This is a genomic window from Lacticaseibacillus brantae DSM 23927 (assembly GCF_001436115.1).
Classification (GTDB): Bacteria; Bacillota; Bacilli; order Lactobacillales; family Lactobacillaceae; genus Lacticaseibacillus; species Lacticaseibacillus brantae.
Map to the genome: position 1 here is coordinate 290829 of NZ_AYZQ01000002.1, position 24167 is coordinate 314995.

A 24167-nucleotide genomic window follows, 5' to 3' on the forward strand; every position below is an offset into this window, starting at 1 on the left:
GGTATTTTTAATTGGCTATGAATCTTGGCGTGTGGCCGCAATATCGATTTCGCGGATATTCACTTCTTGTGGCATGTCATAAATGAACTTGACGGTTTCAGCCACGTGGACAGGGTCAAGGGTAATGCCACCCATAGTTTCTTTCCAGGCACTGTAATCCGTTAGGGCATGTTGATCGGTGACGTGGGTTAACAATTCTGTTTCAGCAGCCCCAGGTGCGACCATCGAAATCCGGACGTTCTTGCTTGAGACTTCTTCGCGAATGGTTTCGCTGAGACCGTGGACGCCAAACTTGGAAGCCACATAAGCAGCATGATTGACGAAAGTTTTCTTCCCAGCCAAAGATGACATATTAATGATGGTCCCATGTTCACGCGCAACCATGGCCGACAAGACAATCTGCGTCCCGTTGAGCACACCCATGACATTAGTGTCGAGCATTTGTTGCCATTCACTTGGCGATTGGGTTTGAACATTGCCTAACAACATCACACCCGCGTTATTGACTAATAAGTCAGTGGGGCCATATTGAGCTTCGGCCTTTTGGATGGCAGTTTGGAATTGTGCGTAGTCAGTGACATCGACTGATTCAATCATCACTTGATCGAAGTTTAAAGGTAGAGCGGCAATTTTTTCTGTCCGCCGACCTAGAAGCAGTTCTGGATACCCGGCAGCGTTGAATAATTTAGCGATTTCGGCACCGAAGCCTGAACTAGCACCGGTGATCACGATTAATGGTTTAGACATATATAACACTCCTTTGATATGATACACTGAGTTTAACAGTTGGAGTTAACTCCAGGTCAAGGAGAAATGATGAAAAAATATTCTGTTGGCGATATTGCCAAACGTATGAACGTTTCAGCGGATGCTATCCGTTATTATGATAAAGAAGGGCTACTGCCTTTTGCCAAGCGCAATAGTGCGGGCCGGCGCGAATTTTCAGATGATGACTTAGGCTATATTGAAGTTATCGACTGCCTCAAGATGTCTGGGATTCCGATTAAAGAAATTGGCCAATTCATTGACTGGTGCATGGTCGGTGATGAAACCCTCGATCAACGCTTGAGTTTTATGGAAGACCATGAAATTCAACTGGAACGAAAAATTCAGGCATTAGAAGCTAATCTTGCGTTTCTGCGGTGGAAGAAATGGTACTACCAAACGGCCGCTGAAGCTGGTACTGAAAGTATTCATTTTATTCCGGGCACGACGCAAGTTGATCCAGCAGAACATGATCGCTATAATGCCCAACGTCGTCAGTCTGCTCAAGAAGTTTAAGAAAGCGAGGGAGCACAATGGCTACTGTACCCGAAGTTTTACAAGCTGTGATTCAAACCACCAATACCGGTGATTCTGTCGGTTTTGTTAATTTGTTCGAGAATGAGGGCTTAATCGACGATTGGGGCACAAAATATGTGGGCCGCGACCGCATTGGCCGCTGGAATCAGACGGACAATATCGGCCGCCAATCGCAATTTACGTTGGTTGATGCCGTTGAAGAAGCACCTGGCCAATGGCTGTTACACATCAAAGTAGCCGGACTCGGATTCAACGGGACTAGTCCATTTCGCTTTACTTTATCACCAGCGGGCAAAATTGCTGCCATGCAAATTGTCCCTGATTAACTGCACCAATTGCTGTGTCAATCCCCACGTGGGATGGGCACAGCTTTTTTAGTGGGGGCAATTCTTTAAAGGTCACAACCATGAGATAATGGGTTTAACAAAATGGAGGCTGATGATCATGACATATCAAGCATGGGTGGTTGAAGCGGCAGATAATTCAGTCGAGAGGACGTTGCAAGCAGTCGAAGATCGCGCAAAAGACGGCGACGTTCGGATTAAAATTGCATACTCTTCGCTGAATTATAAGGACATGTTAGCAATGCAGCCAAATGGCGGCGTCATCCGCCAATACCCGTTGATTCCCGGGATTGATTTGAGCGGTACGGTGGTGGAGTCCAGTGACCCGCGGTTTGCGGTCGGCCAAGCGGTTCTAGTGACTGGTTATCAATTGGGGACTCAGCACAATGGCGGTTTGGCCGAATACGCGCGGGTACCCGGCGACTGGATTGTGCCGTTGCCGGCCGGTCTTAGTCTGCGCGAGGCGATGGTTTATGGGACTGCCGGGTTCACAGCTGCTTTGTCGTTGACCGCGTTGCTTCAAGCTGGCTTGCAAGTCACATCTCGCGTGTTGGTGACGGGCGCGAGTGGAGGTGTTGGCACTGTGGCTCTCCGATTATTGGCGCAATTGGGTGTCCAAGATCTTACTGCGGTCGTCCGCAAACCCGAACAAGTCGCGTTCGTGCAAGACCTTGGTGCCAAGCACGTGTTGATGGCTGATGATTTAACACTCCCTGACAAACCCCTTGCGAAACAGCGATTTGATTTTGTTTTGGATACTGTCGGTGGGCCCTTGGCTGCGGCCTTGATCCCCCAAGTCGCGCTGCATGGCGCAATGACGCTCTGTGGCAATGCTGGGGGCGTCACGCTGAATACCACAGTGTTGCCATTTATTCTGCGCGGCATTAGTGTGATTGGCATCGACTCTGTCACGGCGACCGCCGACCAGCGCCGCATGATTTGGCAACACTTGGCGACCGATTGGCGTGTCGTCGATACTTTGGTGACAAATGAGATTGCACTGCCAAATGTTGGTGAGCAGGTGGCTGCGCTCAAAGCAGGCCACCATGTTGGCCGGACAGTTGTCAAAATTGGCGGGTAAAATTTTCACCTGGTTGCAGCCGTGTGTGGTTCGTTTTCAGAAAATCGTTGACATTTAATGCAATTGCATTTATTATGAACAATGCACTTGCATGTAAATGAAAAGAGGATTTGAATGAATACAAATAAACGAACCTTGATTGCAGTCATTCTGCTCATTACCGCATTTGTTGCTTTATTGAACCAAACACTCATGATTACGGCCCTGCCAGTTATGGCAGAAACGCTGCACGTGTCCTTGAATGTGGCCCAATGGTTGACGGCCGGGTATGTGCTAACCATTGGCTTAGTGACACCCATATCCGCTAATTTGATTGATAAATTTACCAGTCGCCAACTATTCCTTGGGGTCGTGGCGCTCTTTATCGTTGGGACGATTATCGGGCCGCTGACAACGAATTTTGCCATTATTCTGCTCGGTCGCTTACTGCAAGCGGTCGCGGGTGGTATTTTAACGACTTTTGTCATGGTCAGCATGATTTCGTTGTACCCACCTGAAAAACCTGGCCTAGTCATGGGCTATGTGTCCTTAGTTATTTCTGCTGGGCCGGCGATTGGGCCGACCTTGTCAGGGTTGATTATGAATCAATTTCCTTGGCAAGCCTTGTTCTACTTCATTCTGCCAATTATGACTCTGGCCTGGCTGGCCGGCTGGTTCTGGTTGCCGAATTATACAGAGAAGCAGACGACCCGAATTGATGGGCAATCTGTTGCTAGCGTCGTTGTTGGGATCGGTTTGATGATGAGTTCCATCACGATTTTCGCGCAAAACGTTTGGATTGCGACAGCCATGTTAGTGATTGGCTTACTGGTAACCGTCTTCTTTATTCGCCGCCAGTTTACACTTGAAACCCCACTTCTAGACCTGAATCTTTTTAAGCAATCGAGCTTCAGTATGATGATTGTTTCCTTGATGCTGACGTTTGCGATTCTGATGGGGACGGAAGCCCTCATTCCAGTGTATGTTGAAAACGTCTTGCACCAAAGCAGTTTGATTGCCGGACTCGTGATGTTGCCTGGGGCGTTTGCTAATGCAATCGCCGCCCCAATTGTCGGGCGTTTCTATGACCAGCATGGGGTGAAGTGGCCATTACTCTCTGGTGCCGGTTTGTTGATTATTTCGTCATTGCCGTTCTTTTGGATGACGGCGCACACTTCATTATGGTGGCTTGGGTTAGTTTATGTGGTTCGGATGATTGGTGTCTCTATGATTCTTTCCACAACGACGACTGAGTCATTGAGTGACTTACCTGCACGCTCGATCGGGTATGGGACTGCGCTGAACAATACCTTGCGCCAAATCAGTGGTTCAGCGGCCAACACGTTGCTGATTATGGCGAGCTTAATTCCAGCACAGTTGATTGTTGGCTTCCGCTTGAGCATGGGCTTCATCTTTATTGGCGTGTTATTATTAACCGTAATTATTGTCATCTATGTCGCAAAATATGGAAGGAAAGTCGATGGAAGCCGTAACTGACAGAGTTGAGAAATGGATTTCGATGTATAACCGGGAGATTCGTGAATGGCTTAATCAGCAATTACGCCCATTTCCTGATTTAACGGAAAGCAATTACTATTATATTTTGATTGTCACCGAACATCCTGGAATCTCGCAATCGGAGTTGATTCGATATATCTATCGTGAGCAGAGCATTGTGACCAAGGCCGTCCGAAACCTCGTCCAAAAAGGCTGGTTGCAGGTGGCAAAGGATGCTAATGATCATCGGCGCACCGTTGTTTCTGCGACAGAGCAGGGCAAGGCGTTGTATCCTCAGCTCAAGGCTATTGCCCAACAAGCCAATGTTTTTGCGACGACGGGTCTTGAGCCTGATGAAGCTCGCGAGCTTGAACGGTTATTGAAGAAGGCCCTCTTACCATTGCCCGGGATTGAGAAGTATCAATTTACCTAAGCTTAAAGTGCTTGAACCAGCATGAGGTTGGTCCAAGCACTTTTTTGATTTGGCAAGGCCAAGGGAAGTTGTTATACTGGATAAATTAATTTATGAACACAGGGAGGTGCCGGTGATGGCTTATGTGCAGTACATTGCCAGTGTGACGGTAAGTGGCAAAGGACGTTTTTCATCAGATTAAAATTTAGGAGTAAACAATGAAAAACGTCCATAAAAAAGTTCCATCATTAATTTTAATTATTGTACTTGTTGGGTTTCCACAAATCAGTGAATCCATCTTTACCCCAGTTCTTCCCGCTTTGAGCCTGGGGATGCAGGTCAGCCCCGCCACGGTGCAACTGACAATGAGTAGTTATTTTGTTGCCTTTGCGTTTGGCGTGGTGTTCTGGGGCTATTGGGCTGATCGACTGGGTCGACGCTGGGCCATGCTCGCGGGTATCGGCGTGTATTTACTTGGCAACATCGGTCTATTCCTGGCGCCAAATTTCCACTGGTTGCTGGCAGCACGGCTGGTGCAAGCATTTGGTGCCAGTACGGGTTCTGTCGTCACCCAAACGATGATGCGTGAATCGTTTGAAGGCGTCGCTGGGACTCAAGTTTTTGCGAAAGTCAGTGCCGCCATGGCTTTATCGCCAGCTTTAGGGCCATTCATCGGCGGCTTGGCGCAAACATACTTTGGCGTGCGTGGTGTCTTTGGCACTTTGATTGGTATGGCGACGGTGATTTTACTGTATGCCGGGGCGCGCTTGCCCGAAACCCGACCTGCGAATCTATCCGTGCCATCGTCAAGCCTTGGACCATTGCTTAAGCGGCTGCTGACGGATCGAACGGTTTGGGTGTACGGAATCTTGATTGCGGGGATCAATGGGATTTTATTTAGTTATTATGCGGAAGCCCCATTCATCTTTATTGAGCATTTTCAGCTGTCCCCACTGCTGTACGGCGCATTGGGGCTTGTGTTAGCTGGTGCAAGTTTAGGCGGAGCCTTGGCAGTGGATTTCTTGGTTCTGCATTGTTCCCCTGTGCAGGTGGCGCGGTTGGGATTAGGTGTGGCCCTTGTGAGCAGCGGATTTTTCCTGGCAATGGGTGTCATTGATAGCCTTTGGGGCATGATTATTGGCATCTTTTGGGTCTTTTTAGGGCTCAATGTAACCTTACCGATTGCCCTTAATCGAGCTTTGATTGGCTATGAACAGGTTATGGGACGGGCGAGTGGACTATTTAGCTTCGGCTATTATCTGCTCATTAGCGGTCTGACTTACTTGATGAGCCTGTTGCATACTGGCGCGATTACTCAATTGCCCATCTTTATGGTGGTGGTGATTGCTGTCATGGCCGGCGCCTACTGGCGACTAAACCAACATTAATCTTAATTCATTGAACAAATAAGGCTGTGATCACCCGGTTGATGGGGGTCACAGTTTTTTTTAATTTAAAAGTTGACACGGTGTCACTTTCGCGATATGCTATTCGACGTTGACACGGTGTCACCTTTTTAAAGGAGGAACAATACATGGTTTCAAAGACGTTTGAAAGCTTAAACGACGAAAAAAAAGCGCGGATTACCGCGGCATTATTAACTGAATTTTCCGAGCATCCCTTGGTCGATGCGCAGGTAGCTCGAATTGTGAAGCAAGCTGATATTGCCCGGGGGGCGTTCTACAAGTACTTTGATGACTTGACGGATGCCTACCAGTATAGCTATCGCTTGGCCCTACAAGATATTCACGCCCAGTTGCGATCCACAGCAGCGTATGACGCGGCTGTTTATCTTGATCAAGTTGAGCAGTTCGTTGATCAAGCCCAGAACAGCCAGTATTTTGGTTTAATTCAGCGCCATTTTACAGACAATGCGGATGTCTTGGAACAACCAGATCAAGCCCGCGCCACACAGATGACCGCTTTGGCGCCCAATGTGTGGGCCGCCAGTATCTTGAGTCATGAAACGATTAAACAGATTATGCTGTATCCCGAGTTAAAGGTGCAGTTACTTGGTCAATTGCAACACGCGTTGGCCTTAATGGATAAGGAGTGATGATATGTTTTTAGCGCTGAAAGAAATTAAGCACGAAAAGTTACGCTACGGGCTCATTATTGGCATGATTCTGCTGATTAGTTATCTTGTCTACTTCCTCAGCGGTTTGGCATTTGGCCTGGCGCAGCAGAATACACAAGCAATTGATTCTTGGCAGATTAATAGTGTGGTCTTGAATAAGGATGCCAATGTGAACTTGAATCAGTCCATGATTACGACCGCCGATGCCGCCAAGCTCAAGGTGACCAGTAAAGAGGCCTACGTGGGGCAAGCACCAATCGTCGTGAACGCGAGTGATCGGAAGAAAGATTCTGCCCAATTTATTGGGTTAGAAACCAATCAGTTTATTGCTAAAGACCTAGTGTTGACCAGTGGCCATAAAATCACCACCGCTAATCAAGTGATTGCCGATGACCAGTTCAAAGAAGATGGCTATAAGCTGGGCGATAAGGTCAAACTGAATTCATTGAAGCAACAATTTGAAATCGTTGGCTTCACGCACAGTGCCAAGATGTCTGTTGCTCCAGTGGTTTATGGTGAAATGACAACCTGGCGGACATTGAAGAATTTGCCTGCGAGTTTTAAAGCGGGGGCTTTGGTCTCAAAGACTGCCAAGTATACAACTAATGTCGATGCCCTTCAGACATACACAGTGGCAGCTTTCATTAACAAATTACCTGGATACTCCGCCCAAAATACGACCTTCACATTCATGATTGTCTTCTTAATGTTGATTGCTTTGATTGTGATTGCGGTCTTCTTATATATTCTGACCATTCAAAAAGTACAAAACTACGCAGTCTTGCGGGCTCAAGGGGTGCCAGCCAAAGTACTCGTTCGCACCACTTTGAGTCAGGCCCTCATCTTAGTTCTCAGTGGCTTGGTGCTCGGTGCTCTGCTGACATGGGTCACGGCCCTGGCAATTCCAGCGGCTGTTCCAATGAGTTTCAATCTGCCAATTCTAGCCGGTGTGACCGTCGGCATCATTATTACTGGCCTCATTGGGGCCTTAATTCCAGTCAAAGTAATTGCAAATGTTGATCCAATGACAGTGATAGGAGGTTAATCATGGCGACTATTGAACTTTCCCATATTAATAAGTCTTTTGGTCATGGCACTAGCCAAATCGATGTCCTCAAGGATATCAATTTTTCCGCGCAAAAAGGTGAACTGAGCCTGGTCTTGGGCCCATCTGGCTCAGGTAAAAGTACTTTCTTGACGATTGCCGGCGGGATTCAAAGCCCCACGAGTGGTAGCGTTCAAGTTGAAGGGACAGAGCTAGCAACGCTTTCGGCGAAGCAACGTGATGCGCTGCGCTTGGACCATATTGGGTTTATCCTCCAGGCGTACAGTCTTATTCCATATCTGACTGTGGCCGAACAATTTCAACTCGTCGATCGGATTAAACCAGCAAACAATATGAATGCAACTGAATTAGACACGTTGCTTGACCAGTTGGGAATTTCAGATCTAGTAAAGAAATATCCAAGTGAGCTCTCAGGTGGGCAGACGCAACGTGTTGCCATTGCGCGGGCGTTGTATGCCAACCCCGATATCGTCCTAGCTGATGAACCAACGGCTGCTTTAGATAGTGACCGGGTGAAGGTGGTTGGCGGCCTCTTACATGACCTCGCCAAAACCCAGAACAAAGCTATTGTTGTCGTTACCCATGACTTGCGCTTGCAAGAATTTGCTGATCATAGTTTTGAAATTATGGATGGTCAGATGCACGAGGACAACTAACGCGTTTGACAAATTGAATTAATTATTGCGTGCCAACAAGGCTTAGTCATTTTTGTGATGAGGCGTTGTTGGCACTTTTTCGATGGCGGCTATGAAGCGTTGCGCGATTTCCAATGGCCGCGTAATAGCACCACCAACCACCATGCCGGCGACACCCATTTCTTGGATACGGGCTGCTTGCTCAGGGGTGTGAATTCGACCTTCAGCAATGGTGTCAATCCCGGCCGTTACCAGCGCTTGGATTAAGGCATAGTCTGGGTCGACTTGCTGGGGGCTTTCTGCGGTGTAGCCAGACAATGTCGTCCCAACAAAATCAACTCCAGCTTGCCAAGCCTGTTGCCCTTCTGCAAAAGTCGCGGTGTCAGCCATCAATAATTGGTTGGGATATTTCTGCTTAATAGCCGCAATAAATTCAGGCAGGCTCAGGCCGTCATGGCGGGGGCGTTGAGTAGCATCAAAGGCGATGACAGCACATCCCGTTTGGACTAATTCATCGACTTCTTGCATTGTCGCGGTGATGAAGGGTTGTTCTGGCGGATAATCGCGCTTGATAATCCCAATCACTGGCAAATCAACCGCTGCTTGAATTTCCCTGATGTCGCGAACGGAATTGGCTCGGATGCCGACTGCGCCGGCCTGAGCTGCGGCTTTAGCGAGCAATGGCATGACGCCGCCATTTGGGGTGTACAAGGGCTCACCCGGTAACGCCTGACATGAGACGATGAGCCCGCCGTTAATTTGCTTCAGAAATTGTGACTTGTCCATTATCCAAAATCCTCCATTGTTAAATATAATTGGATTTTAACTCCACATTCAATATAACTGGGTAGACGGCGTGTGTAAACCCTTTCTTTGACTATTTTGGAGTAAAACTCCAAATTTTAGTTATAATGGACCTATCAAGGAGGATGCGGTGATGAAACCAGATCATTTGATTCAGGCACAATATGATAACCTCACAAAGTCAGAACGGAAGGTTGCCGACTTTGTGCTTTCCCAGGGTAATAAAATTATCTATGCGACCATGACTGAAATTAAAGAAGCCACTGGGGTGGGGGATGCCACCATTATTCGATTCTGTCAGAAGTTGGGATTTAATGGCTTCTCTGATTTTAAAATTGAGCTTGCTAAAGAAGATTACACACAACAAGCAACGAAACGCCCAAGTGCGTATTATGATGAAATCGCCAACTACATCTCCACTGCCCTAGACGCGACGGCTCAGTTAATTGAACCAACCAAAATCGATCAGACTGTTAGCTTGATGCAGCAAGCCAAACATATTTATCTTTTTGGGGTTGGCAGCAGTGGGGAAGTGGCAACGAGTTTCGCTGGCATTCTTCTACGGGTTGGCGTCCAGGCGACAGCCGTGAGTGATCCGCATTTTCAAGCGCAAGTGGCTTCATTGCTCACCGCTGATGACGTGGTCTTTGGCTTTTCACTGTCGGGTCGCACCAAAGACACATTTGATGCGCTTCGAGTTGCTAAGGAAAACGGCGCCACCATCATTGCGGTGACGAACTATCTTACGACGCCAATCGGTAAAATGGCCGATGTGGTCTTACAAAGTGCGATGCAGGAATTATTTAATGGCGGCTCTGTTGCCGGCCGCGTGTCCCAGCTGTACATTTGTGACGTGATTACCCGGAACTACGAAAATAAGAATCAAGTTGATGCCGTCGCTTTACGTGAGCGCGTCTTGCGGGCGGTCATTGACAAGAGCATCGATTAAGACAAAAAGGCATCATGACTCATTGGTCATGATGCCTTTTGCTGTTACTGCTCTAACATGCGGGAATTGGCCATTAATTCACCTAGTCGCGCTCGCTCTGCCGTTAATTGGCGGCGACCAGCAGGGGTGATTTGGTAGATTTTGCGCTGGTCTTCGGCCGTGACAAATCGAATCAATTCCGTGCGTTCAAGCTTTTGAAGTGTGCCGTACATGGTGCCGGCACTGAGGATGACGCGCTGATTGGTGATGGTCGCGACGTGTTTCATAATGGCATAGCCGTGCATGGGTGTCAGTAAGGATAACAAAATATAAAAGGCCGTTTCAGTCATGTAAGCTCCCTTCATTCAGGTAAAGACACAATCAAAGCGCGAATCTGGTCCAATTCGACAAACCCTTCGTCGCCGATATACAGATTGTTGTCTTCATAGCCTAGGATTTTGCCAGTGAGAGGCCGATGAAATTGGAAATCAATATCACGTACATTTAAATAGATAGTAACTGGTAGTGATTTGATAATGGCGTAGTTAATAGCTGCGGTAATATCGGACCTGGACATCTTTGCAGGAGTTATTTGTTTAATTCGCATATTGTTGTTCTTAGATTCTTGATTTAGAGCACTTGTATGATCAGATAGGTAATAACCTTGCCATTTCATAACGCCGCGATCGTGATAATCATGAGCAAAAAAACGATCCACAAGATTGGAATCAAATTTATTCATCCCAGAGTCGCCGCCTTTGAATAAGTTGGTGGTTTGATGGCCAGTACTCATCTTCAAAACCAACGTAGATAATGCTAAAGTGATAAACCACTTGTAAATCTTTTATTAGTTTTTCTAAATACTCCAGATTGTAAGTTTTCACAGCGTGCAGTGGAATTGAACGTTCTCGTTGACGCTTACGTTGATAGTGGAAGAAAAAATTGTAAGTCTTATCAAAGCGATCATCAACAAGCATTAACCAATAGCGTGTGTGATATTGTAAATTAAACATTTTTTTGATGTGTTTCAGGAGTATCTTCAAGTCATCATTCATAAGCATTACCCCCGTTATGTCCGCCTACCAGCGTAGCTCGATTAATGGCTGTGCCGCCTTCAGTGAGACTGCGAGCGTATACAAGAGCAGTAAAACCAAATCGGTCATGTATTAAATCTAAAGCATGTTCTGTCCGTAAACGTCGCTCTTGTGTGGAAGGAGATGTGAAAAGATCTAGCTGATACGAGGAGTCATCGCTAAAATTCCCACTAAAAACTGCAATATTTCGGATAATCTCGTGATGCCAGTGCTTGCGAAAAGCCTTAATTAGGGCGGAAGTAACTAGAATATCATCAGCGGTTGGATCAATACGGATGCCGATACTAAATCCGCTACTGCCGCCATCTTCAGAAGAAGCATAAGCAAAACCAATACTGAGCAAAAACTTACTTGCAAGTAAGTGGTGATGGCGAAGACGTGATGCAACTTGCTCTCCAATTTCTTTAATGACTGTTTCGATTTCATCTTGATTTCGATAATCTCGAGGAAGAACTTGAGAATTTCCTAAGCTACTCGATTTAACCTTGTAGGTCTGGCGGAGAACCGTCCGGTCAATTCCCCAAGCGGTTGCAAATAATTGCGAACCAATCTCGCCAAGTCTTTCTTTAATTAAATAAGGGTTAGCGTGAGCGAGTTCATTCATAGTATGAATGCCCAGACGGTTGAGTCGCTTGGCCATCCGAGTTCCAATACCCCAAATTTCGGTGAGATTGTCCACGGACCAAATTTTTTCAGGGACAGTTTCGTAATGTATCTCACCGATTAAATCATCGGCATGCTTGGCATAAAGATCTAGAGCAAGTTTGGCTTGGACTGGGTTGTCTCCGATACCGATTGTGGTATACAAACCTAATTCTTGATGCACAGTCTTTTGTATGCGTACAGCCACTTCTCGCGGGGTATTGCCGAATAGATGCCACGAATGAGTTAAATCAAGAATTGACTCATCAATAGAATATGGGAGCAGATCTTCATCCGCCACAAAGCGACGGAAGATATTGTTAATCTGCAAGTTACGTTGAATATATAGATTCATTCTTGGCGGGACCACCATGAGGTTTTCATCTTGAGGCAAGTCGCGTTGCCGCGAGACATTGGCCTGAAGATGGTAATGCTTCTTGGCTAATGGTGAGGTGGCTAAGATTAAACCACCGTTTGTATTCTCTTGTTCGCTCATAACGACCATTAATGTGTGCAAGGGGTTGAGCCCACGCATTGTCGCTTCAACACTGGCATAAAACGACTTATTGTCGATCAGAAAGAAGAGCCCTTTTGGCTCATTGGAATAATCCATAGCTTTCACCTCGTATAATGGCTAGGAATGTCTGCCATCATTATACGAACACATGTTCGGTTTCGTCAACGATAAATCTTTTTTTTGGTATAAAAAAAGCCCGTAAGCCTTGGGAATACAGGGCTTACGGACAATACATTAGTTTGTCGTTAGTTCGATAAGATTACCTTCGGGATCTTCAATGACGGCCTCATAATAACTATCCCCCGTGGTGCGAGGGCCATTGACTAATGTGATGCCATCGGCTGTTAACCGTTGGACGAGTTGGTCGACATCGGCGGCGGTGCCTACAGCAAACGCCAGATGTGCATAGCCCGTATTCGGGATGGCTGTGGTGATGCCGGCGTCGTTGGTCATGATTTCCAACCGCGCTCCATCACTGAAACTCAGGAAATAAGAGCTAAAGCCAGTTGTCGCGTTGTGATACCGTTCATTGCGGGTGGCATCGAAGTATTGCATATAAAACGCACTGATGGTATCTAAGTCATTGACCCACAGGCCAATATGTTCAATCTGCATCGTCAGAACCTCCTCAAAGTATGGCGCTGGCTTTAGTGTAGCATGCTGACTAGACAAGCTGGGGCATTCTTGCTATGATGCTTTTAATAACTATCGCCGGATAGACAGCATTCATCCGATTCCGTAGGCCAATGTGGAATCGAATGGGTAGCTGTCTTTTTTTGTGCGAATAAGGAGGAATTACCATGGATTGGTTATGGTTAGTGATTGCAGGTTTGTTTGAAGTTGTGTGGGCGTCGACGATGAAGTTGAGTGCTGGGTTCACGAAGTTAGGCTTCACCTTATTAACGCTTCTAGGGATGCTGGCGAGTTTCTTATTACTGGCCAAGGCGACCAAAACGTTGTCGCTGAGTATTGCCTATCCGGTCTGGACGGGGATCGGTGCCGTTGGGGCCATTTTAGTTGGGGTAATTGTCTTTGGGGATAAGCTTTCACCGATTACTTGGGTGTTCGTGGTCCTGCTGCTGATTAGTATTATTGGGATTAAAGTGACAACAGGCGAATAAAAAATAGCGGTCAACTGAGGTTGGCCGCTATTTTTTCTTTTAGACTTCTGGAAACCAGATTTTGATTTCGCGTTCAGCACTGTCGACACTATCGGAGCTGTGGACGACATTACGAATCACGCCGTCTTGCCATTCGCGGCCATAGTCGCCCCGAATGGTTCCGGCGGCTGCCTCCGTTGGCACGGTAGCGCCGGAAATTTTCCGGACACCTTCGATGACATTGGTGCCTTCAACGATCATGGCTACCATAATGCCGGAAGTCATGAACTTTTCAATCCGCGGGAAATAGGGTTTGTCCACAAGTTGGGCATAATGTTGGCGCAACTGATCACTGGTGGCTTGGACCATTTTCAAGGCAACGAGCTTGTAGCTGCGGTGCTCAAAGCGGGTAATCACATCCCCGACATGGCCATGTAAAACCCCATCGGGCTTAACTAACACTAAGGTACGTTCTTCAGACATTTAATCGTCCTCCGTCTTCATTTTCTGAAAATAAGTATAGCAGACTCACCGCCGAAATTGATACCGCAAAATTCCGGCAATGACGCTAAAGAACGAAGAAAGTAGCTTGAAGCCAAGAAGGCAAGAATGGTGCTCAGAAAAAATGCCTCTATGGTATACTGGATTGAAGACTAAGCGGAAGTATGTCAGTAGACATTAGGTGAGGACATGTTTATTTTTTTCAATGCCCAAATGAGATCGCTGGTTGTGCCGCTACCGCCGCCGATTGATGCGGCTTAACTGGTGCTGACACGACAAACGACATAAGGAGAAATCATTCATGGTTGAAGCAATCGATTTAAAAGCAGGGATGGCGTTCATCGATAAGAACGGCAAATTAATCAAAGTTATGGAAACAAACCATCACAAGCCTGGTAAGGGTAACACGGTGATGCAGATGAAGTTATACGATATTCGTTCTGGTTCCACAGTTCAAACCACAATGCGGCCAACAGAAAAGGTTGAACAAGCCATTCTTGAAACCAAGGATGCGCAATACTTGTACACCCAAGATGACACGGCTTATTTCATGGACATGGAAAGCTATGAACAATACGAACTTCCTACGACCAGCATCGAAGAAGAATTGAAATACTTACTGGAGAACACCCCAGTAAAAATTGAATTCTATGGTGATGAGGTTATTGGGATTACCTTGCCAAGTACAGTTGAACTGAAAGTAACCGAAACCTCTCCTTCAATCAAAGGGGCTTCAGTTACGGGTTCTGGTAAGCCGGCAACGATGGAAACAGGCTTAGTTGTCAACGTGCCTGACTTCATTAAGGAAGGCGAAACTCTGGTTATTGGGACTCAGAACGGGACCTACCAACGTCGCGCTGAAAACTAAGCGATTTCAATTAAAGAGCCTGCCGCAAGCAATCGTTTTGTGGCAGGCTTTTTTGCGGTCGTCTTTTAACAAAACAACTGTTATACTGGTTGATACGATTATTTTTGAGGAGGCGAAATGATGAGCAAACAAGTCAGATGCGCGATCGGTATTTTGATCTTTAGTGAATTTTTGATTTTTCTCGGACATAGCATGGTGATCCCTGTGACTCCGTTCCTGAAAAATCAGTTGCATTTTACCGCATTAGACATGGGGACAATGACAGCGTTGTTTGCCTTTGCGCAGTTCATTGCTTCGCCAATTGTCGGTCGAATTTCTGACCGCGTCGGCCGTAAACCAATCTTGGTCGCCGGCTTGAGTTTGTTTATGGTGTCCGAATTCGTGTTTGCGCTGACCAATCGGCTCGCGATGTTTGATCTATCGCGGCTCATTGGTGGCTTATCAGCTGCGATGGTCGGCCCAACTGCGATGGCCATGGCCGCAGACATTACGTCTAAACGCGACCGGGCAAAAGTGATTGGCTGGTTATCAGCGGCCTTTAGTGGCGGCTTGATTCTGGGCCCTGGGATTGGCGGATTGTTAGCCCAAATCAGTTACAAAACCCCATTTTGGGTGGCGGCGGGCCTTGGGTTAATTAGTACAATCTTTCTATTTATTCTGTTGCCGTCCGAGCAACAGTTGGGCGTTGAGTCGGCTGAGAGCGGGGTCGACAAGCAGTCTGGTGACTGGCATGACTTACTGACGCGGCCGGTCATTATCTTGTTCATCTTGATTTTGACTTCGGCCTTTGGCTTGGCCGGCTTTGAAAGTGTTTATAGTCTTTATGTGAATGAAGTATTCAATTTCACCCTGGCCAACATTGCGCTAGTTTTAGTCCTCAATGGGGTGGGGTCATTGATCTTGCAGGTCATCTTCTTTGATCGCTTGGTGCAAATGTTGGGTGAACGCCGATTGATTCGCTATTGTGTGGCCCTGACTTTTGCCGGGACTATCTGGAATTTAGTCGCGCACACCAAAATCGAAGTGATTTTGGCGACATTGGTGGTCTTTTGTGCCATCGATATTTTGCGGCCGGCTATTACGACCTTGCTGACAAAGGCAAGTGATCGTAATCAAGGCCTGATTAATGGGCTCAACATGTCACTGACGAGCGTTGGCAATATCATTGGACCACTGATGTCAGGCGCGCTCCTGGATATTAATCACCAATATCCATACATGGTTGTGGCTGGCTTCATGGCAGTTTCGTATCTGATTACGTTTGGCTTAAAACCGAGTACCAAGCAAAAGACCGCCTAATCGGCGGCCTTTTTTGTTGGACAAAGTTGGAATTTATTCGAAACATATGACCTTAATTCAGAGCTAACAAATACTAAAAGGTTTGACTAGCGATTAGGTCGCAAACTTTTGATAAAACGCTGTCATTGGATTAGTATAGCCTCAAGAATTTGAATCTATCGGTATACTAATGGGTTTTAAAAATTGAGATGAGGTGACGATGAAGTGAAAAAACTCTGGATTTTCCAAATTTCTGTCTTCTTAGGGGCATTGGTTTTGGGTGTTGGGTCTAAGTATCTTTCAAATTTGCTGATATTTCCATCAGTCTTGCTAGGATTAATTGCTGATGGCCTGCTGATTTATATCTTCATCAAATACGTCAAAGAAGCTTTGAAGTGAAGAAGTTTTTCTTCAATAGGTGAGACCAGGGGGAATCATCCAGCAGAGGAGAACCCTGGGTTTTAACAGTAGCTGACAAAAACGGGCAGCATTTTCTGCCAATTAGCTTCTCAAATGATTGATAAATTATTCAGTGCTTTATTGGTACCATCGCGTTGGCTTCCGCAGTGGTGCATTTTTTCTCTATTTGTACCTATGAGTCTTCGCGCTCTAAACGCACTCAACCTCCCAGACACTTGCGCCTAGTCCACTTTCTCAATGGGACAAGTCGCCCATTGTCGAAAGCTTGCTAGTGCTCAGTGTCTCCCGGTAGTTCTCGCGCTCTAAACGCGCTCAACAATCCACAGGCCTCGGGTTAAGTCATTCTCAGTCAGGGCATGGAGGCGCCACCAACCTGATTATGCCTTATCCTCCGGCACTGTCCCGGATTGTTTCGCGCTCTGAGTCAAATCAATATGTTCTATTTTTACAACTGGTTATACTTATTGTGTGAGGAGGGAAGGGTATGCAAAAACAAGCACAAACGCAAACCGAAATGCGGTTACCGACCGTATTTTTCCTTGGGGTAAACGGTATTATTGGGTCGGGGATTTTCTTGTTGCCCGGGCACTTGTATCAAAGTATGGGCGTTGGCAGTATCTTGGTGATGTTAGCCGTTGCCGTTTCAATTCTAACTATCGTACTCTGTTATGCAAACATGGCATCTAAGATTACTGGTAATGGGGCCGCTTGGCTGTATACATATAATGCTTTTGGCCGCTTCGCCGGGTTTGAAGTGGGCATCTTTACCTGGCTATTGGGCATCGTGACACTGGCGGCTGAAATTTCAGCGTTTCTCACGATGTTGACGCCGTCGTTTCCAGCTTTAAAGCAGCAAGGCATGTACTTAACGGTCGCTCTGGGGCTGCTATTCGTCCTGATCGCGATCAACTTCTTTGGCCCGCGGCTGACCACTTTAGCCGACAATTTATCAGCCGGCGCCAAAGTTGCAGCTCTGGCATTATTCATTGGCATTGGCGTATTTTTCGTTCACGGCGCCAACTTTTCGCCGCTCTTTCCAGCCTCTAACCATTTAGCTAATAATTTCAGTGCTTCATATAATCAAGTCTTCTACATGTTCAGTGGCTTCGCTTTCTTGCCAATTACAGCTGCCCGGATGAAGAATCCAGCCAAAAACGTGCCGATTGCGCTGATTAGTGTCCTCGTGACATGTAGCCTGTTGTACATGGCTGCACAAGCAGTAGCGATTGGTGTTTTAGGCAGTCACTTAGCCGGCCAAACGGTGCCAATTGCGACCGCCTTTAAGCAATTATTTGGGCAGTGGGGGTATGACGTCATGCTGGTCGGCATGGCAGCTTCTATCCTTGGCGTGGCCGTCTCTGTCTCCTATTCAACGCCGGTAGTGGCAAGCTCTTTAGCTAGTGAACACAACTTATTGCCGCAGCTGTTGGGCAAAACAAACCGCTTTGGGGCGCCCACTGTGGCCTTGATTTTCACTGGCATTTTATGTGCGTTACTCTTAATGAGTGGGGATTACTTCTTCTTGATCTCCTGCATGGTCTTCACATCATTCCTGCAATATGTGCCGACCGTGTTGGCGTCAATCAAGTTCCGGAAAGACACTCGCCTGCCAAAAGGGTTTGACTTACCAGGTGGCCTGACGATCCCAATTCTGGGGTTACTCACCTCAGCCTATCTACTGACAAACTTCACGTGGTTGATTGTGGGCGTCGGTATTTTGATTTTCATTTTAGCGGCTATTTGGTACCGCTATGATGATTTAGATCGCCAGAAGCATCAGCGTAAGCGCGATGTGGCTGACAAAGATCACTGGGTTTAGAAAGCGAAAACACGACTGCTACGACGGCAATCGTGTTTTTTTGTCATTAAAATGAAATATTAATTTCAGGACGTGACGTCTGAAATCTTGAAAAAAAGTGGTACGCTACTCATGAATGTTTTTAAATCGATCTGGAGGGACATCAATGAAAAATCGAAAATTCAAGTTGGCGATTGCTGCCGGTTTACTCCTGGCAATTCTGAGCGGCTGTGCGGGGAAGAGCAACAGCGCAAAGGCATCACATTCGTCTTCTGAACGCTCATCACAAGTTTCTAAAGCAAGTTCTTCATCGTCTAGCGAAAGCAGCGACTCATCAAGCACTAGTAGCAGTAGCACTAGTGAATCCAGTGTCAGCGCTTCAAGCAGTAGTCAGGCAGTGACCATCACAACCCCTGACCAAGCGGTTGCTGCAGTCAAAGCAGCTGAAACGAGCGAATGGACTGCCAAGGTTAATGGTCCATTGGTCTTTGGCTACGTGAACATGGTGACCGTCAAAGGCCAACAGGCTTTTCGGGTTGATATCGGCGCCAACAATGGTCGAAGCACCGTTGCAAGTTATGGGGTTCTCCCTAACGGTAACGTTGTCTTGATTCAGGCTTACTAGGAGGCGCGCAGATTGAAATTTCATAAAAGTTTTTGGTTCGGACTTATTAGTGTGCTCACGTTAACTTTAGGTGGCGTGACACAAGTTTTTGCGGCAACCAAGTTTGCCGACGTTGCCAGTTATCAACCAGATGATGTGGTGTTCTTTAAGAGTTTAGCCACAGACCAGGTGGCTGGCGTCGTGGTCAAACTGACCCAGGGGAGCAGCGATGGGGATAACTACATTAACCCTAAGGCGGCTAACCAAATCAAGTCAGCTAAAACAGCTGGCCTCAAGGTGAGCCTCTATCACTTTGCCAAGTACAGTGGCAGTAAAGATGCTAAAGACGAAGCTGATTTCTTTGCCAGTGCAGCTAAGAAATATGGTCTGGGAACTGACACCGTTATGGTGGATGATGTCGAAGATGCCTCATTGACATCGCCTAAGGCTGATACGACAACTTTCCAAGCTGAATTAGCACGCTTGGGTTATCACAATCAAGTGACCTACTCAATGGCGTCATGGTTCTGGGCGAATAAGTTGCCATTAAACTACCCAATCTGGGTCGCTAACTATGGGGCTTCAATGCCACAAGTTGATAATGCTGCTGCATGGCAATATACCAGCAACTACGAAGGTAAGTCGATTGACATGAGTTACGACTTTACCGGGATCTTCACGGAAAAGAGTACTTCAGCTAATCCAAGTACACCGCCTGTTCAACAGGCACCAAGCAGCAAAACAGTGACAGTAAAATATGTCCCTGGCTATGGTATCGCCTTGTGGCTCGGCCTTGGCGCTGAACGTGAATTCTCTGGCCGGCGTCTGCAAGATGGGACCAGTTGGAAGACATTTGGTGAAGCCGTGATTGATCACGCTTATTGGTATAACTTGGGTGGCAATCAGTGGATGCAAGCTAGTTATACGAGCCAACCAAATGGTCAATTTGGCTTGACGCAACCAGGCACAGTGACAGCTACCGCTTCAACTCAGTTGTACAATGGCCTGAGCAAGCCAGTGGCAACTCGCCAATTAGGCGCAGGTACTTCCTGGGCTGTCCATGGTGCTGCACAATGGAACGGCGGCACCTGGTATAACCTTGGTGGGAACCAATGGATTAACGGTAGTACCGTTAAATAAATAGCATACAAAAAAGGGTTGTGACAAAACTTAGTTTTGTCGCAACCCTTTTTCATTGGCCTAATTAAAGCATTTAGTCAACGGTAACGCCGTAGTCATCAAAGAATTCAGGTAAAGACTTCAGTGATTGACCTTCGTAACTGTTGAAGAAGTCGCGGACAGAGTCAGTGTGAACCAATGTCTTGTTGGCGTTGTAGCTTGGATTGATGCTTTCAACAAACTTGCCGTCAACAACCTTGAGTTCAAGCTCTTCAACTGGGATCCCACGCTTATCAGTAATCTTAGCGTCAATCAAGAATGGCTTCCCATCTTTTGTGACAGCCAAGGCTTGATCAAAGGCAGCCTTCAATTCACTGGACTTTGTAACGGTGACTGATTCAATTCCCATTGCATTAGCAATCATGGCGAAATCTTGATCATCAATGAAAATCCCAGAGTGTTCATTCATGGCGATATCGTCTTGTTCACTCTTGATGAAGTTCAATGATTGGTTCGATGTGATGATGTTGATGATTGGCAGATTGTACTTCTTCTCAGTTAAGAGGTCTTGCATGACCATTGAGAAGGCACCATCACCGGAAATGTTGAACACTTGGCGCTTTGGATAGCTCAGTTGTGCAGCTAAGGCCCCAGGAACGCCAGCACCCATGGAAGCGAAGAGGGCAGAGATGACCCACTTGTTCTTTGGTGTCAGGTTCAAGAACCGGAAGCTGTTGATAATATTGTCACCAACATCAATTGAGAAGATGGCATCTGGGTCAGCGGCCTCGTTAATAGCTTTGTAGAGTGGTTCGAATTCCAATGGATCGGTGTCGCGATTGGTTAACATGGTCAGATATTCTTTCCAGTTAGCCATATCAGCAACAGCAGCTTGGAAGAATGGGGTAGGTTCAACCGCGGTACTGCGATCGAGCGCCTTTTCAACGAAGCTAGTTGCATCTGACCAAATTCCTAAGTCTAAGAAATGGTGACGGCCAAATTGCGCTTCGTCGGTGTCCACTTGAATAAAGTTAAATGGATGGGTCCGATAAATCGCATTAGCAAATGGGAAGTCGGCTCCAACAGCAATGACCAAGTCAGAAACCGCAAAGATTTCATCAGCGGCTTTAGAAGCAGCCCGGTTCAAGAAGCCTAAATTCCCTTCGTAATCGTCAGGCACTAAACCTTTAGCTAAACCAGTAATTGTGATTGGAATCTGCAATTTCTTGGAAAGTTCAGCAATCTTAGCCCCGCCGTCTTTAATCCCACGACCGATGTGGAATACTGGGCGCTTAGCTGCTTTAACCATTGCTAGGAACTTATCGACTTCTTCATCTGTTGCTTCTGGCAATGGCCGAGTCTTGTTATCTGTTGGTGAAACAGAGGAGTATGGGGTGTCAGGAATTTGAACATAACCAAAATCATTTGGAATGATGACCACAGCGACACCTTGATACTTGTAAGCTTCACGAATTGCCTTATCCACAATATATGGCAAGCTTTCAGGGGTCATAACGGTCCGGTTATAAACAGAAACGTCATCGAAAATTGGATTTTCATTGAATTCTTGGAAGTAGTTATAGTTCATGTTGGTACTTGGAACTTGACCGATCAGCGCCAATACAGGGGCATGATCTTCCCGGGCATCATAAAGCCCAGTCAGAAGGTTGGTGGCACCAGGGCCGGCAGAACCAAAGGCAACCCCAATTTTACCAGTGAGTTTAGCGTCAGCTGCAGCAGCCAGCGCACCGACTTGTTCATGCCGAATCTGAACATATTTAATGTTGTCTTTTTCGAGATCAAGCGCGTTCATGGTTGAGTTGAAAGAACCACCAGGGTAACCATAAACATGATCAACACCCCAGGCTTCAATAACTTTGAGCATTGCGACGCTTGCTGGAACTGTCTTTTGTGTATCTGCCATTACAATAACCTCACTTAGTCTGTATTCAGATAAGTCTGTCAAAATTCGATTGCGAACAACTTATCTATGCCACTAAAATAACATGTTTAGAAAACGATTACAACAGTTAAAAATTGTGATTTAGGTCACAATTTATTTTGTAAGCTTTGTCACGTGGAATCAGGGGAAGCCACGTTATTATGGGTCAGAAAAATGAGTAACAGATATTATCCAGCAGTGTAACAGTGCCGAGCCGTGGGACGATGCTAGCGACAGGAATAGGGGTGTGATAAACTAAATGATGACACCGTTTACAGGAGGAAACCATGACAGAACGTGACAATATGTTAGCTGGAAAGCTATACATCGCGGATGACGAAGAATTGCGCCGAGTGAGCCATAAAGGTAAACGCCTTGCCCGACTGCTCAGTCAAACAACGGAAGAAGATGGTGAGATTCGTTTCGCAATCATGAAACAGTTGTTTAAATCCGTTGGGGAAGGGAGCTACATTGAGCCGCCTTTTCATACCGACTATGGCGCGCACACCACAATCGGCAAGAATTTCTATGCCAATTATGATGCCATCTTCATTGATACAGCCCCAATCACAATTGGGGATAATGTGATGTTTGGTCCAAGAGCTGGCTTGTACACGGCTGGGCATCCGATTGATGCGGCTATTCGAAATGAGCAATTAGAATATGGTTATCCAATCGTGATTGGTAACAATGTGTGGCTGGGCGGCAATGTTGTCGTCAATCCGGGTGTCACGATTGGGAGTAATGTGGTGATTGGTTCGGGGTCAGTTGTGACGAAAGATATCCCTGACAATGTGGTTGCGGTCGGCAATCCAGCGCACGTGTTGCGACCAATTACCGAGGCCGATAAGACCTATTGGCAACAACAGAAGCAACACGATCGTTAAGCAAGATTAGCGGATAACCCGCTTTGGAGGAGAACCAGATGATTGAGGTACTCAAGCATCCCACGCCAGCGCAATTAACGCGATTGGGTGAGATTTGGCTGGCTGGTAACATGAGCGCCCACCCGTTTATTTCAGCCGCCTATTGGCGAGCACACTTGCCTGGTGTTCTCAAAGCTTTTGAGACCGCCACTTTGGTGGTCACCAAGGATAGTCTCACTGATGAAATTCAGGGCTTTTTGGGCCTGGTGGATGACTTGATCGCAGGTATTTTTGTCGCGGCTGACGTGCGGTCTCAGGGCTTAGGTCAGTCTTTATTACATTACGCGCAAACAATCCGGGATCATCTGATTTTGGAAGTATACGTCGACAACATTCGCGCTTTTGCCTTGTATCAACGATTGGGGTTCGAAGTCGTTAAGACGGCAGTTGATCCAGAGACTGATGCGGAAGAATATACGATGGAATGGCAGGCGACTGTTTAGTGGAAGCAATGGTGCAACAATTTACGCTTTTTATTCTGTATTTCTTTGCCTATTCGTTCATTGGTTGGGTTTGGGAGACCTTGTTTGAAGGGATTAAGGAGCACCGGTGGGTTAACACGGGGTTCTTGAATGGGCCATGGCAGCCTTTATATGGATTCGCGATTATTGGGGTCTTATTGCTGATTCAACCAGTCCAAGACAATTGGCTAGCTATCTATCTGATTGCGGTGGTGTACATCACCGTGTTGGAATACGTGACCAGTTGGGGGATGGAAAAGCTGTTTCATGCGCGTTGGTGGGACTACTCTAGCATTCCTGGTAACATCCATGGCCGAGTCGCACTACCAATCTCCTTGTTTTGGGGGATTGGCGGCATCCTGCTCGTCAAGTTTGTGCAGCCGGTTATCGCCGGCTGGGTGAGCCACACCGCATCAGACTATGGGGTGTTTGCCGCTATTCTTCTGATTGCCGCTTTCATGTTCGACTTCGGGTTCACGTTGGCCAACATGCCGGCCTTTCGAGCAGCAACTAAGAAACTGGATGATGCAGTCCAGGCCGCCAAGGCAAAAGCTGATGATTGGCAGAACCAGGTCGAAACTGATGCCTTACCCAAGATGAATTATGTTCAGCGCCGCTTGTTGAATAACTTTTCGAGCATGAAATTAACCGGTCGCCAGAACTCTGTGACTGAGTTACGGCGCGTGTTGGCCCAGAATCGGTCTATAAAGAAATGATTCACATTGTGCCATGGTTTCATTTTTGCCCAAAAGTACACAAAGTTTTTGAATCA

The 24167-nt window shown here is 46.7% G+C and carries 29 protein-coding genes; 20 read left to right on the plus strand and 9 right to left on the minus strand.

Annotated elements, in window-relative coordinates; genetic code table 11:
* Positions 1-15: 15 nt before the first annotated feature.
* Complete coding sequence (locus tag FC34_RS05595) at positions 16-747, minus strand: SDR family oxidoreductase (RefSeq protein WP_057894412.1); 732 nt, start codon at positions 745-747, stop codon at positions 16-18.
* Positions 748-816: 69 nt separating this feature from the next.
* Here FC34_RS05595 and FC34_RS05600 point away from each other — a divergent pair, with 69 nt between their 5' ends.
* The 9 genes from FC34_RS05600 (at position 817) to FC34_RS05640 (ending at position 8414) form a co-directional block, all read left to right on the plus strand.
* A complete protein-coding gene (locus FC34_RS05600) occupies positions 817-1281 on the plus strand; it encodes a MerR family transcriptional regulator (protein ID WP_057894413.1) in 465 nt (154 codons plus the stop codon).
* 17 nt (positions 1282-1298) lie between these two features.
* Positions 1299-1628 (plus strand): hypothetical protein, encoded by a 330-nt coding sequence (locus FC34_RS05605; RefSeq protein WP_057894414.1) that lies wholly within the window; start codon positions 1299-1301, stop codon positions 1626-1628.
* A gap of 115 nt (positions 1629-1743) precedes the next feature.
* Positions 1744-2727, plus strand: a complete 984-nt coding sequence (locus FC34_RS05610) for a YhdH/YhfP family quinone oxidoreductase (RefSeq protein WP_057894539.1) — start codon at positions 1744-1746, stop codon at positions 2725-2727.
* Positions 2728-2841: 114 nt separating this feature from the next.
* Positions 2842-4203: an MFS transporter gene (locus tag FC34_RS05615; RefSeq protein ID WP_057894415.1), complete on the plus strand. Its 1362-nt coding sequence runs from the start codon at positions 2842-2844 to the stop codon at positions 4201-4203.
* Positions 4187-4636, plus strand: coding sequence for a MarR family winged helix-turn-helix transcriptional regulator (locus FC34_RS05620; protein ID WP_057894416.1), 450 nt, complete (start codon positions 4187-4189; stop codon positions 4634-4636). Before FC34_RS05615 ends, FC34_RS05620 begins: the two co-directional genes overlap by 17 nt.
* 197 nt (positions 4637-4833) lie before the next feature.
* Positions 4834-6003 carry a multidrug effflux MFS transporter gene (locus FC34_RS05625; RefSeq protein ID WP_057894417.1) on the plus strand — a complete coding sequence of 390 codons (1170 nt, stop codon included), beginning with the start codon at positions 4834-4836 and terminating at the stop codon, positions 6001-6003.
* A 146-nt stretch (positions 6004-6149) separates the two neighbouring features.
* On the plus strand, positions 6150-6671 hold the full coding sequence (locus FC34_RS05630) for a TetR/AcrR family transcriptional regulator (RefSeq protein ID WP_057894418.1): 522 nt from the start codon (positions 6150-6152) through the stop codon (positions 6669-6671).
* Between the two features lie 4 nt (positions 6672-6675).
* Positions 6676-7737: an ABC transporter permease gene (locus FC34_RS05635; protein WP_057894419.1), complete on the plus strand. Its 1062-nt coding sequence runs from the start codon at positions 6676-6678 to the stop codon at positions 7735-7737.
* Between the two features lie 2 nt (positions 7738-7739).
* Entirely contained in the window at positions 7740-8414 is a 675-nt protein-coding gene (locus FC34_RS05640; RefSeq protein WP_057894420.1) for an ABC transporter ATP-binding protein, read from the plus strand.
* A 42-nt stretch (positions 8415-8456) separates the two neighbouring features.
* Here the strand turns inward: FC34_RS05640 and FC34_RS05645 are convergent, their stop codons facing one another.
* On the minus strand, positions 8457-9179 hold the full coding sequence (locus FC34_RS05645) for an N-acetylmannosamine-6-phosphate 2-epimerase (protein ID WP_057894421.1): 723 nt from the start codon (positions 9177-9179) through the stop codon (positions 8457-8459).
* A 151-nt stretch (positions 9180-9330) separates the two neighbouring features.
* On the opposite strand from FC34_RS05645, the gene FC34_RS05650 reads away from it, so the two are divergent.
* Positions 9331-10146, plus strand: coding sequence for a MurR/RpiR family transcriptional regulator (locus FC34_RS05650; protein ID WP_057894422.1), 816 nt, complete (start codon positions 9331-9333; stop codon positions 10144-10146).
* A gap of 44 nt (positions 10147-10190) precedes the next feature.
* Here FC34_RS05650 and FC34_RS05655 read toward each other — a convergent pair whose 3' ends face one another.
* The 5 genes from FC34_RS05655 to FC34_RS05675 form a co-directional block, all read right to left on the minus strand.
* Complete coding sequence (locus FC34_RS05655; protein WP_268872376.1) at positions 10191-10475, minus strand: PadR family transcriptional regulator; 285 nt, start codon at positions 10473-10475, stop codon at positions 10191-10193.
* Positions 10476-10486: 11 nt separating this feature from the next.
* Complete coding sequence (locus FC34_RS05660; RefSeq protein ID WP_057894424.1) at positions 10487-10867, minus strand: hypothetical protein; 381 nt, start codon at positions 10865-10867, stop codon at positions 10487-10489.
* Positions 10860-11180 (minus strand): hypothetical protein, encoded by a 321-nt coding sequence (locus FC34_RS05665; protein WP_057894425.1) that lies wholly within the window; start codon positions 11178-11180, stop codon positions 10860-10862. Before FC34_RS05665 ends, FC34_RS05660 begins: the two co-directional genes overlap by 8 nt.
* Positions 11173-12474 (minus strand): Y-family DNA polymerase, encoded by a 1302-nt coding sequence (locus tag FC34_RS05670; protein WP_057894426.1) that lies wholly within the window; start codon positions 12472-12474, stop codon positions 11173-11175. The genes FC34_RS05665 and FC34_RS05670 overlap by 8 nt, the downstream gene beginning before the upstream one ends.
* Positions 12475-12612: 138 nt before the next feature.
* Positions 12613-12993 (minus strand): VOC family protein, encoded by a 381-nt coding sequence (locus FC34_RS05675; protein ID WP_057894427.1) that lies wholly within the window; start codon positions 12991-12993, stop codon positions 12613-12615.
* Between the two features lie 185 nt (positions 12994-13178).
* On the opposite strand from FC34_RS05675, the gene FC34_RS05680 reads away from it, so the two are divergent.
* Positions 13179-13499, plus strand: coding sequence for a DMT family transporter (locus tag FC34_RS05680; protein ID WP_057894428.1), 321 nt, complete (start codon positions 13179-13181; stop codon positions 13497-13499).
* Positions 13500-13538: 39 nt separating this feature from the next.
* Here the strand turns inward: FC34_RS05680 and ndk are convergent, their stop codons facing one another.
* On the minus strand, positions 13539-13961 hold the full coding sequence (gene ndk / locus FC34_RS05685) for a nucleoside-diphosphate kinase (RefSeq protein WP_057894429.1): 423 nt from the start codon (positions 13959-13961) through the stop codon (positions 13539-13541).
* A 319-nt stretch (positions 13962-14280) separates the two neighbouring features.
* On the opposite strand from ndk, the gene efp reads away from it, so the two are divergent.
* From efp to FC34_RS05710, 6 genes are all read left to right on the plus strand, one after another.
* Positions 14281-14847, plus strand: coding sequence for an elongation factor P (gene efp, locus FC34_RS05690; protein ID WP_057894430.1), 567 nt, complete (start codon positions 14281-14283; stop codon positions 14845-14847).
* A gap of 120 nt (positions 14848-14967) precedes the next feature.
* Positions 14968-16146 (plus strand): MFS transporter, encoded by a 1179-nt coding sequence (locus tag FC34_RS05695; RefSeq protein WP_057894431.1) that lies wholly within the window; start codon positions 14968-14970, stop codon positions 16144-16146.
* Positions 16147-16350: 204 nt separating this feature from the next.
* Positions 16351-16524, plus strand: a complete 174-nt coding sequence (locus FC34_RS09665) for a hypothetical protein (RefSeq protein ID WP_157052247.1) — start codon at positions 16351-16353, stop codon at positions 16522-16524.
* A gap of 505 nt (positions 16525-17029) precedes the next feature.
* On the plus strand, positions 17030-18364 hold the full coding sequence (locus FC34_RS05700) for an APC family permease (protein ID WP_057894432.1): 1335 nt from the start codon (positions 17030-17032) through the stop codon (positions 18362-18364).
* A gap of 145 nt (positions 18365-18509) precedes the next feature.
* On the plus strand, positions 18510-18968 hold the full coding sequence (locus tag FC34_RS05705; RefSeq protein ID WP_057894433.1) for a hypothetical protein: 459 nt from the start codon (positions 18510-18512) through the stop codon (positions 18966-18968).
* Between the two features lie 12 nt (positions 18969-18980).
* A complete protein-coding gene (locus FC34_RS05710) occupies positions 18981-20087 on the plus strand; it encodes a GH25 family lysozyme (RefSeq protein WP_057894434.1) in 1107 nt (368 codons plus the stop codon).
* Between the two features lie 73 nt (positions 20088-20160).
* Here the strand turns inward: FC34_RS05710 and spxB are convergent, their stop codons facing one another.
* Positions 20161-21990, minus strand: a complete 1830-nt coding sequence (gene spxB / locus FC34_RS05715) for a pyruvate oxidase (protein WP_057894435.1) — start codon at positions 21988-21990, stop codon at positions 20161-20163.
* A gap of 305 nt (positions 21991-22295) precedes the next feature.
* Here spxB and FC34_RS05720 point away from each other — a divergent pair, with 305 nt between their 5' ends.
* Genes FC34_RS05720 through FC34_RS05730 form a run of 3 tightly spaced genes read left to right on the plus strand, consistent with a single transcriptional unit; the run spans position 22296 to position 24111 of the window.
* A complete protein-coding gene (locus tag FC34_RS05720) occupies positions 22296-22895 on the plus strand; it encodes a sugar O-acetyltransferase (RefSeq protein WP_057894436.1) in 600 nt (199 codons plus the stop codon).
* A gap of 38 nt (positions 22896-22933) precedes the next feature.
* On the plus strand, positions 22934-23377 hold the full coding sequence (locus FC34_RS05725) for a GNAT family N-acetyltransferase (protein ID WP_057894437.1): 444 nt from the start codon (positions 22934-22936) through the stop codon (positions 23375-23377).
* Between the two features lie 8 nt (positions 23378-23385).
* The gene (locus FC34_RS05730) at positions 23386-24111 is read left to right on the plus strand and encodes a putative ABC transporter permease (protein ID WP_157052259.1); all 726 of its coding nucleotides are present in this window, start codon (positions 23386-23388) and stop codon (positions 24109-24111) included.
* Positions 24112-24167 lie beyond the last annotated feature (56 nt).

What these genes read in the sequence shown, in the direction of transcription:
- FC34_RS05595 (WP_057894412.1), bottom strand. Translation starts at nt 747, where the DNA reads ATGTCTAAACCATTAATCGTGATCACCGGTGCTAGTTCAGGCTTCGGT.
- FC34_RS05600 (WP_057894413.1), top strand. Translation starts at nt 817, where the DNA reads ATGAAAAAATATTCTGTTGGCGATATTGCCAAACGTATGAACGTTTCA.
- FC34_RS05605 (WP_057894414.1), top strand. Translation starts at nt 1,299, where the DNA reads ATGGCTACTGTACCCGAAGTTTTACAAGCTGTGATTCAAACCACCAAT.
- FC34_RS05615 (WP_057894415.1), top strand. Translation starts at nt 2,842, where the DNA reads ATGAATACAAATAAACGAACCTTGATTGCAGTCATTCTGCTCATTACC.
- FC34_RS05620 (WP_057894416.1), top strand. Translation starts at nt 4,187, where the DNA reads ATGGAAGCCGTAACTGACAGAGTTGAGAAATGGATTTCGATGTATAAC.
- FC34_RS05625 (WP_057894417.1), top strand. Translation starts at nt 4,834, where the DNA reads ATGAAAAACGTCCATAAAAAAGTTCCATCATTAATTTTAATTATTGTA.
- FC34_RS05630 (WP_057894418.1), top strand. Translation starts at nt 6,150, where the DNA reads ATGGTTTCAAAGACGTTTGAAAGCTTAAACGACGAAAAAAAAGCGCGG.
- FC34_RS05635 (WP_057894419.1), top strand. Translation starts at nt 6,676, where the DNA reads ATGTTTTTAGCGCTGAAAGAAATTAAGCACGAAAAGTTACGCTACGGG.
- FC34_RS05640 (WP_057894420.1), top strand. Translation starts at nt 7,740, where the DNA reads ATGGCGACTATTGAACTTTCCCATATTAATAAGTCTTTTGGTCATGGC.
- FC34_RS05645 (WP_057894421.1), bottom strand. Translation starts at nt 9,179, where the DNA reads ATGGACAAGTCACAATTTCTGAAGCAAATTAACGGCGGGCTCATCGTC.
- FC34_RS05650 (WP_057894422.1), top strand. Translation starts at nt 9,331, where the DNA reads ATGAAACCAGATCATTTGATTCAGGCACAATATGATAACCTCACAAAG.
- FC34_RS05655 (WP_268872376.1), bottom strand. Translation starts at nt 10,475, where the DNA reads ATGACTGAAACGGCCTTTTATATTTTGTTATCCTTACTGACACCCATG.
- FC34_RS05660 (WP_057894424.1), bottom strand. Translation starts at nt 10,867, where the DNA reads ATGAATAAATTTGATTCCAATCTTGTGGATCGTTTTTTTGCTCATGAT.
- FC34_RS05665 (WP_057894425.1), bottom strand. Translation starts at nt 11,180, where the DNA reads ATGAATGATGACTTGAAGATACTCCTGAAACACATCAAAAAAATGTTT.
- FC34_RS05670 (WP_057894426.1), bottom strand. Translation starts at nt 12,474, where the DNA reads ATGGATTATTCCAATGAGCCAAAAGGGCTCTTCTTTCTGATCGACAAT.
- FC34_RS05675 (WP_057894427.1), bottom strand. Translation starts at nt 12,993, where the DNA reads ATGCAGATTGAACATATTGGCCTGTGGGTCAATGACTTAGATACCATC.
- FC34_RS05680 (WP_057894428.1), top strand. Translation starts at nt 13,179, where the DNA reads ATGGATTGGTTATGGTTAGTGATTGCAGGTTTGTTTGAAGTTGTGTGG.
- ndk (WP_057894429.1), bottom strand. Translation starts at nt 13,961, where the DNA reads ATGTCTGAAGAACGTACCTTAGTGTTAGTTAAGCCCGATGGGGTTTTA.
- efp (WP_057894430.1), top strand. Translation starts at nt 14,281, where the DNA reads ATGGTTGAAGCAATCGATTTAAAAGCAGGGATGGCGTTCATCGATAAG.
- FC34_RS05695 (WP_057894431.1), top strand. Translation starts at nt 14,968, where the DNA reads ATGAGCAAACAAGTCAGATGCGCGATCGGTATTTTGATCTTTAGTGAA.
- FC34_RS05700 (WP_057894432.1), top strand. Translation starts at nt 17,030, where the DNA reads ATGCAAAAACAAGCACAAACGCAAACCGAAATGCGGTTACCGACCGTA.
- FC34_RS05705 (WP_057894433.1), top strand. Translation starts at nt 18,510, where the DNA reads ATGAAAAATCGAAAATTCAAGTTGGCGATTGCTGCCGGTTTACTCCTG.
- spxB (WP_057894435.1), bottom strand. Translation starts at nt 21,990, where the DNA reads ATGGCAGATACACAAAAGACAGTTCCAGCAAGCGTCGCAATGCTCAAA.
- FC34_RS05720 (WP_057894436.1), top strand. Translation starts at nt 22,296, where the DNA reads ATGACAGAACGTGACAATATGTTAGCTGGAAAGCTATACATCGCGGAT.
- FC34_RS05725 (WP_057894437.1), top strand. Translation starts at nt 22,934, where the DNA reads ATGATTGAGGTACTCAAGCATCCCACGCCAGCGCAATTAACGCGATTG.
- FC34_RS05730 (WP_157052259.1), top strand. Translation starts at nt 23,386, where the DNA reads ATGGTGCAACAATTTACGCTTTTTATTCTGTATTTCTTTGCCTATTCG.